The 5915-nt window shown below is 75.0% G+C and carries 4 protein-coding genes; 1 reads left to right on the forward strand and 3 read right to left on the reverse strand.

Annotated features, from left to right (window positions below; translation table 11 throughout):
• Nucleotides 1–275, reverse strand: a 275-nt coding sequence (locus IE312_RS41895) for a lysophospholipid acyltransferase family protein (RefSeq protein WP_229900454.1), incomplete at its 3' end; no start/stop codon positions are given.
• A 167-nt stretch (nucleotides 276–442) separates the two neighbouring features.
• On the opposite strand from IE312_RS41895, the gene IE312_RS26290 reads away from it, so the two are divergent.
• Nucleotides 443–697, forward strand: coding sequence for an acyl carrier protein (locus IE312_RS26290; RefSeq protein WP_189984799.1), 255 nt, complete (start codon nucleotides 443–445; stop codon nucleotides 695–697).
• A gap of 15 nt (nucleotides 698–712) precedes the next feature.
• On the opposite strand, the gene IE312_RS26295 is transcribed toward IE312_RS26290, so the two are convergent.
• Nucleotides 713–2455: a beta-ketoacyl [acyl carrier protein] synthase domain-containing protein gene (locus tag IE312_RS26295; protein ID WP_229900455.1), complete on the reverse strand. Its 1743-nt coding sequence runs from the start codon at nucleotides 2453–2455 to the stop codon at nucleotides 713–715.
• Nucleotides 2452–5915: SDR family NAD(P)-dependent oxidoreductase (locus IE312_RS41900; RefSeq protein ID WP_229900456.1), on the reverse strand; the 3464-nt coding region annotated here is incomplete at its 5' end. The genes IE312_RS41900 and IE312_RS26295, both read right to left, overlap by 4 nt.

Below are 5915 nucleotides of genomic sequence, written 5' to 3' on the forward strand. Positions count from 1 at the left end.
CTCGTCTTGTCGACCGAGATCATTCCGACGGACCGGAAGAAGAGGCTCTGCAGCCGGCCTTTCACGCCGGGCGCGTCGAGCCAGCCCTGCTTGCCGATGAAATAGAGCGGGCGGGGGGTCAGCAGGGCGATGAAAATGGAGTCGAAGAACGAAAGGTGATTCGCGGCGATGATGAAGGGGCCGCTTTTCGGTATGTGGTGCACGCCCTCGACCCGGGGGCGGAATGCAAGTTTCAGAGGGACCAGGAGAATGCGCCTCAACAGCATTCGGAACATGTCCACGTCCTGTCTGTGTCAGTGCGGTACGAAATCCTAACTCGGCGTGCTTAAGGGCGGCTTAACGAATGCTTTCGGGATCGATTTTCGACTCGGTGATTGGGTAAGCTCCCCATCGTCTTCTGTCGGTTCTTTGTTCCTGATGTGTGAGAGAGGCGAGGAGCGCCGTGTCCGAACTCGCGAACCCCGATTCCGTACGTGCCTTTGTAGAGCAGGAACTCATCGATTGCGGGGCCGAACCGGACACGATCTCCGACGACGTCTCGCTGGACGAACTCGACATCGACTCCCTCGCCGTCGTCGAGCTCGTCGCCTCCGTCAAGCGCCGCTTCGCCGTGGACGTCCCCTTCGAGGAGGTCCCGCGCACCAGCACGGTCTCGGACGTGTGCGAGCTGATCCGGAGCCGGGCCGCGGCGAGCTGAGCCCGCCGCGGCCTCTCAGGACCCTTCGGACGGCGGCGCGTACCGGCGGCGCTCCCACGGGTACGCGGGCAGACCGAGGACGCGGCGCGGCAGCTCGGCGAACGCCGGTTCCGCTCCGGGTTCCACGGTGGTGACCGCCGGACAGTCGCGCTCCTCGGCGAGGGCCCGGAGCGCGTCCCGGGCCCGCTCCCGGTCGGCGGCCTCGACGCGCACCCGCTGGGCCAGGGGCGCCCGTCCGTGGGTGAGCGTGTAGGCGAAGGCCGGGTAGTCCTCGTCCTTCACGGTGTCCAGCCGCGCGGCCAGCAGGGCGGCCGAGGCGCGCAGCGCGGAGGGCGTACGGGCGGACAGCTCGAACCCGGTGACCCGGACCGCGGGGGCGGCGGCTGACGCTTCGGCGGGACCCAGTATCACGTGGGCGTTGGTGCCGCTCATGCCGAACGAACTCACCCCGGCGTAGGCCCCCGCCCCGGCCGGCCACGGCTCCAGCCCCTCCGGCACCCGGAAACCGGTGCCGTCCAGGTCGATCCGCGGGTTGAGCGTGCTGAAGTGCGGCACGGGCGGCGCGGCCCGGTGCCGGAGGCCGAGCATCGCCTTGAGCAGGCCCAGGACGCCGGCGGCCGACTCTGTGTGCCCGATGTTGGCCTTGGCGGAGCCGAGCAGCACCGGCGCCCCGCCCGAGGGCCTGCCGATCGCCGCGGCCAGCGCTTCCACCTCGATGGGATCACCGAGCGAGGTGCCGGTGCCGTGCGCCTCCACGTACCCGATGTCACCGGGCCGGAGTCCGGCGTCGGCGAGCGCCCGCTGCAGCAGCCGGGTCTGCGCCAGCACATTGGGCGCGGTGAATCCCGAGGAGGAGCCGTCGTGGTTGACGGCGGATCCGTGGAGCACCGCGTGCACCCGGTCGCCGTCGCGCACCGCGTCGGCCAGTCGTTTGAGGACGACGACACCGCAGCCCTCGGCGCGGGTGAACCCGTTGGCGCGCGCGTCGAACGGCCGGCACACCCCGTCCGGGGAGAGCGCCCCGGTGCGGGCGGCGAACTCGGTCGCCCGCGGCGACAGCACCAGGTTGACCCCGCCGGCCAGCGCGATGTCGCACTCGCCCGCGGCCAGCGCCTGGCGGGCCAGGTGCACCGCGACCAGGGACGAGGAGCACGCCGTGTCCACGGCGGTCACCGGCCCGGTGAGCCCGAGCGTGTGCGCGAGCCGGCCGGCCGCGAAGCAGTGGCCGTTGCCGGTCGCCCAGTACGCGTCGGACTCGCCGGGCATCCACTCGCGGTAGTCCTGCCCCGTCACGCCGACGTACAGCCCGCAGGTCGCCCGCGCGGCGCGGGGCGCGGGGATGCCCGCGTCGTCCAGGGCCTCCCAGGCGGTCTCCAGCAGCAGCCGGTGCTGCGGGTCCAGGGCGCGGGCCTCGCGGGGCGCGACGCCGAAGAACGGCGCGTCGAACTCCAGGACCTCGTCCAGGAACCCGCCCCGGTGCGGCACCGCGTCCCACGCGGCGCCGAAGGGATGCCGGCGGTGTCCGGGGATCGGCCGCACCGCGTCGCCCCCGGCGGCCACCAGCCGCCAGTAGCCGTCCAGGTCGCTCACCCCGCCCGGGGCCCGTACGCCGGCCCCGACGATGGCGACGGTACGGGCGGAGCGCAGCGCGTCCAGTTCCTCGCGCAGGCCGCGGATCGTCTCCATGGCCCGGCTGATCGGTGTCGCCCGGGGTGCGATGCCCGTGGCGGTGCCCGTGGTGGTGTCCGGCGTGCTCATCGGTCCTCCCCGTCCCCGAGGTCCCCGAGCCGCTCGACGAGGGCCTGGGCCAGCGGCCGCAGGCTGGAGTACGTCCACAGCAGCGTCGGCGACAGCTTCAGGCCGAACTCGGCCTCCAGACGGTTGCGCAGCTCCAGACTCATCAGCGAATCCAGGCCGAGCGACTTCAGCGGGGTCTCCCGGTCCATGGTCTGCGCGGGGATGCGCAGCACCCGGCCGGCCAGCTCCCGTACCCGCTGCTCGACGAGCGCGGCGCGTCCCTCGGGGGCGCAGGCCGCCAGCCGTTCCCGGAACGCGCCGCCGGCGGCACCGGTGTGCCGGTCCGCCGTGCGCAGCCGGCTCCAGCTGGGCAGGCCGGCCGCCGCCGGGTAGGTCTCGAACCAGCGCCGGGCGTCGAGCGACAGGTAGCCGACGACGGTCTCCCCCTCGCGCAGGAACTCCTCCAGCGCGCGCCAGGCGTCCGCGGCCGGGAAGGCGGCCATGCCGCGGTCGGCGAGGCGGGCGCCCCGGGTCCCGCTGCGGGCGGCCAGGCCGATGGCGTCGAAGCTGCCCCACTGCACGCTCAGTGCCGGACGTCCCGCGTGCCGGCGGGCGACCGCGAGGGCGTCGAGGTAGGTGTTGGCCGCCGCGTAGACCGCCTGGCCGACGTTGCCCACCAGGCCGGCCGCCGAGGAGAACAGGACGAACAGGTCCAGCGGGTCGTCGGCGGTCAGCCGGTCCAGGTGCCGTACGCCGTCCGCCTTCGGGGCCAGCACCCGGGAGACCTGCCCGGCGTCCACGCCCTGCACCACACCGTCGTCCAGGATGCCGGCGGCGTGGAACACCCCGCGCAGCGGCGGGAGTTCCGCCCGTATCCGGTGCAGGGCGCCGTCCAGCGCCGCCTCGTCGGCGACGTCCGCCCGCAGCACGCACACGGTGGTGCCGGCCGCGCGCAGCGCCTCGACGCGGGCGGTGGCCTCCGGGCCGGGCGCGGAGCGGCCCAGCAGGGCCAGCGCGGCGGCTCCGCGTCCGGCCAGGTGCTCGGCGAGCGACAGGCCGAGATCGCCCAGGCCGCCGGTGATCAGGTAACTGCCGTCGGCGCGGAAGCGTCCGCCGGGCAGCGGGTCCGCGACCACCCGGCGTACCCGGTGCGGCTCGTGCAGCACGAACTTGCCGATGTGATCACCGTGCGACATCTCCCGCAGCGCCTCGGCCGCCCGGTCGAAGGGGTACGGCGTCACGGGCAGCGGGCGGATGCGCCCCGCGGTGACCTCCTCCCACACCGCGTCCAGGACCCGCGCGAACCGCGCCGGACGGCGCATCACCAGTCCTTCGAGGTCGACCGCCGCGAAGCTGATGCCCTTGCGGAAGGAACGCAGGTCGAGCCGGCGACCGCCGTGGATGTCCTTCTTGCCGACCTCCAGGAACCGGCCGTCCTCGGCGAGCACGTCGAGGCCGCGGGTCAGCGCGGCGCCCGTCAGCGAGTTGAGGACGACGTCGACGCCCCGGCCGCCGGTGAGGTCCAGGACGGCGTCGGCCCAGGCCAGGCCCCGGGAGTCGAAGACGTGCCGGACGCCGAGGCCGCGCAGGTGGTCGCGCTTGGCGGGGCTGCCCGCCGTGGCGATCACCTCGGCGCCGAGGAGCTGGGCGACCTGGACCGCGGCGAGGCCGAGACCGCCGGCCGCGGAGTGGATCAGGACGCGTTCGCCCCGCTCCACCCGGGCCAGGTCGTGCAGCGCGTACCAGGCGGTGGCCACCACCAGCGGCAGCGCGGCGGCTTCCGTCTGGGTCATGCCGTCGGGGACGGGGCGGGCGTGGGCGGCGCTCAGCGTCAGGTGGGAGACCATCGCACCGAACTTGCAGGCCACCACCCGGTCACCGACCCGGAACCCGGTGGTGTCCGGGCCGAGGGCGACGACCCGGCCGGCGCAGTCGCCGCCGAGCAGTTCCTTGCCGCCGGACGCGTCGGGGTACGTCCCCATCGCCTTCATGACGTCGATGAAGTTCAGGGAGGCGGCGTCCACCTCGATCTCGATCTCGCCGGGGCCGGGAGCGCGGCGCACCAGCGGCAGGAACCGCGGCGAGTCCCACTGACCGGGCCGGGGGCCGGGATGCAGCCGGAACGGCTGGCCGGCCGTGTACGGCACGGGTGCCTCCGCGTCCGGGCGCGGCCCGGCGGAGCGTTCCAGCCGGCCCGCGAGCCGGCGGCCGGCCCGCAGCAGGACCTGGTCCTCCCGCTGGTCCAGGCCCAGTTCACGGACGACGTACGACGTCCAGCCGTCCTCGGCGGCCCGGTCGACGAGGGCGGCGGACAGGCTCGGGTGCTCGCCGCGCAGGACGCGGGTGAAGCCCCAGTACAGGGCGGCGCCGGGGTCGGGCCGCTCGTCCGCCGCCGCCTGGGCCCGGGTGGTCAGCACGGTGAGCCGCGGTGTGGTGGGGCGGTCGAGGCAGGCACTGGCCAGCGCGGACAGGGCGGTGAGCCCGGCCCGCTGCGCGGCCTCCCCGGCCACGGCGTCGGGGGCGGCGAACACCAGGTCGGTGACGTCGGCGGCCCCGCCCAGCACCTCGGCCCACGCGGCGCGGCCGGCGGCGTCCGCCGCCGGCAGGGTGACCCCGTCGGCGCCCAGCGCGGCGGCGAGTTCCGTGACCGTCCCGGCCGCCGCCTCGGGGCCGCACACCAGCCACCGGGCGCCGCTGCGGTCCGTCTCCCGGGCCGGTTCGACCTCCTGGAGGACGAACCGGTGCACCCGCTCCGCGGCCGGGTCGGAGTCGTCCTCCAGGACCAGGGGGTGCAGGGCGAGTCCGGTGACCCGGACCAGGGGGCGGCGGTCGGTGTCGTACAGCCACAGGTCGAACCGGTCGTCGGGGCGGCGGCGGACGTGCGCCCACAGGTCGGTGACCTCGGACGGCAGGCCGGGGAGCAGGTCGATCCGCTCGACGCCGACCGGCACGACCGTACCCGTCCGCCCGCACAGCGGGAGCGACAGCTGCAACGCGCCGTCCCACAGCGCCGGGTGGAGGGTGAAGGCACGGGCGCCCGGCCGGCACCGCTCGTCCAGCCGGAGCAGCCCGAGCGCCTCGTCGGCGGTCGCGTGCAACTCCCGCACACTGCGGAAGGCGGGGCCGTAGTGCAGGCCGCGGCCGGCGCACCCGTCGTAGAACGCGTCGGGGTCCGTGGTGGGGGCCTGGAGCAGCGCGGCGGGGAAGGCCGGGGCGTCCGGGGCCTGCTGACCGTACGAAACACGGGCCGCGGTGTGCCGGGTCCAGGAGTCGGCGCCGGCCGGCAGCGACAGCAGCTCGACGCCGGCACCGTCGGCCGCGTCCTCACGCCAGACGACACCCAGGCGGAGGGCGTCGTCGGGCAGCGTCATGTCCCGCTCCAGGGCGAGCCCGCGCAGCGTGGACGGCAGGCCGCCGGTGCGGGCGGCGGCCGTGCCCAGGCAGAGCTCGACGGCGGCCGCGGCGGGGACGACGACCGCCT

Origin of the sequence: Streptomyces capoamus (genome assembly GCF_014654935.1) — a bacterium.
In the GTDB taxonomy this organism is placed as follows: domain Bacteria; phylum Actinomycetota; class Actinomycetes; order Streptomycetales; family Streptomycetaceae; genus Streptomyces; species Streptomyces capoamus.

Coding starts and splice junctions, on each gene's coding strand:
- IE312_RS26295 (WP_229900455.1), bottom strand. CDS start 2,455: ATGAGCACGCCGGACACCACCACGGGCACCGCCACGGGCATCGCACCC.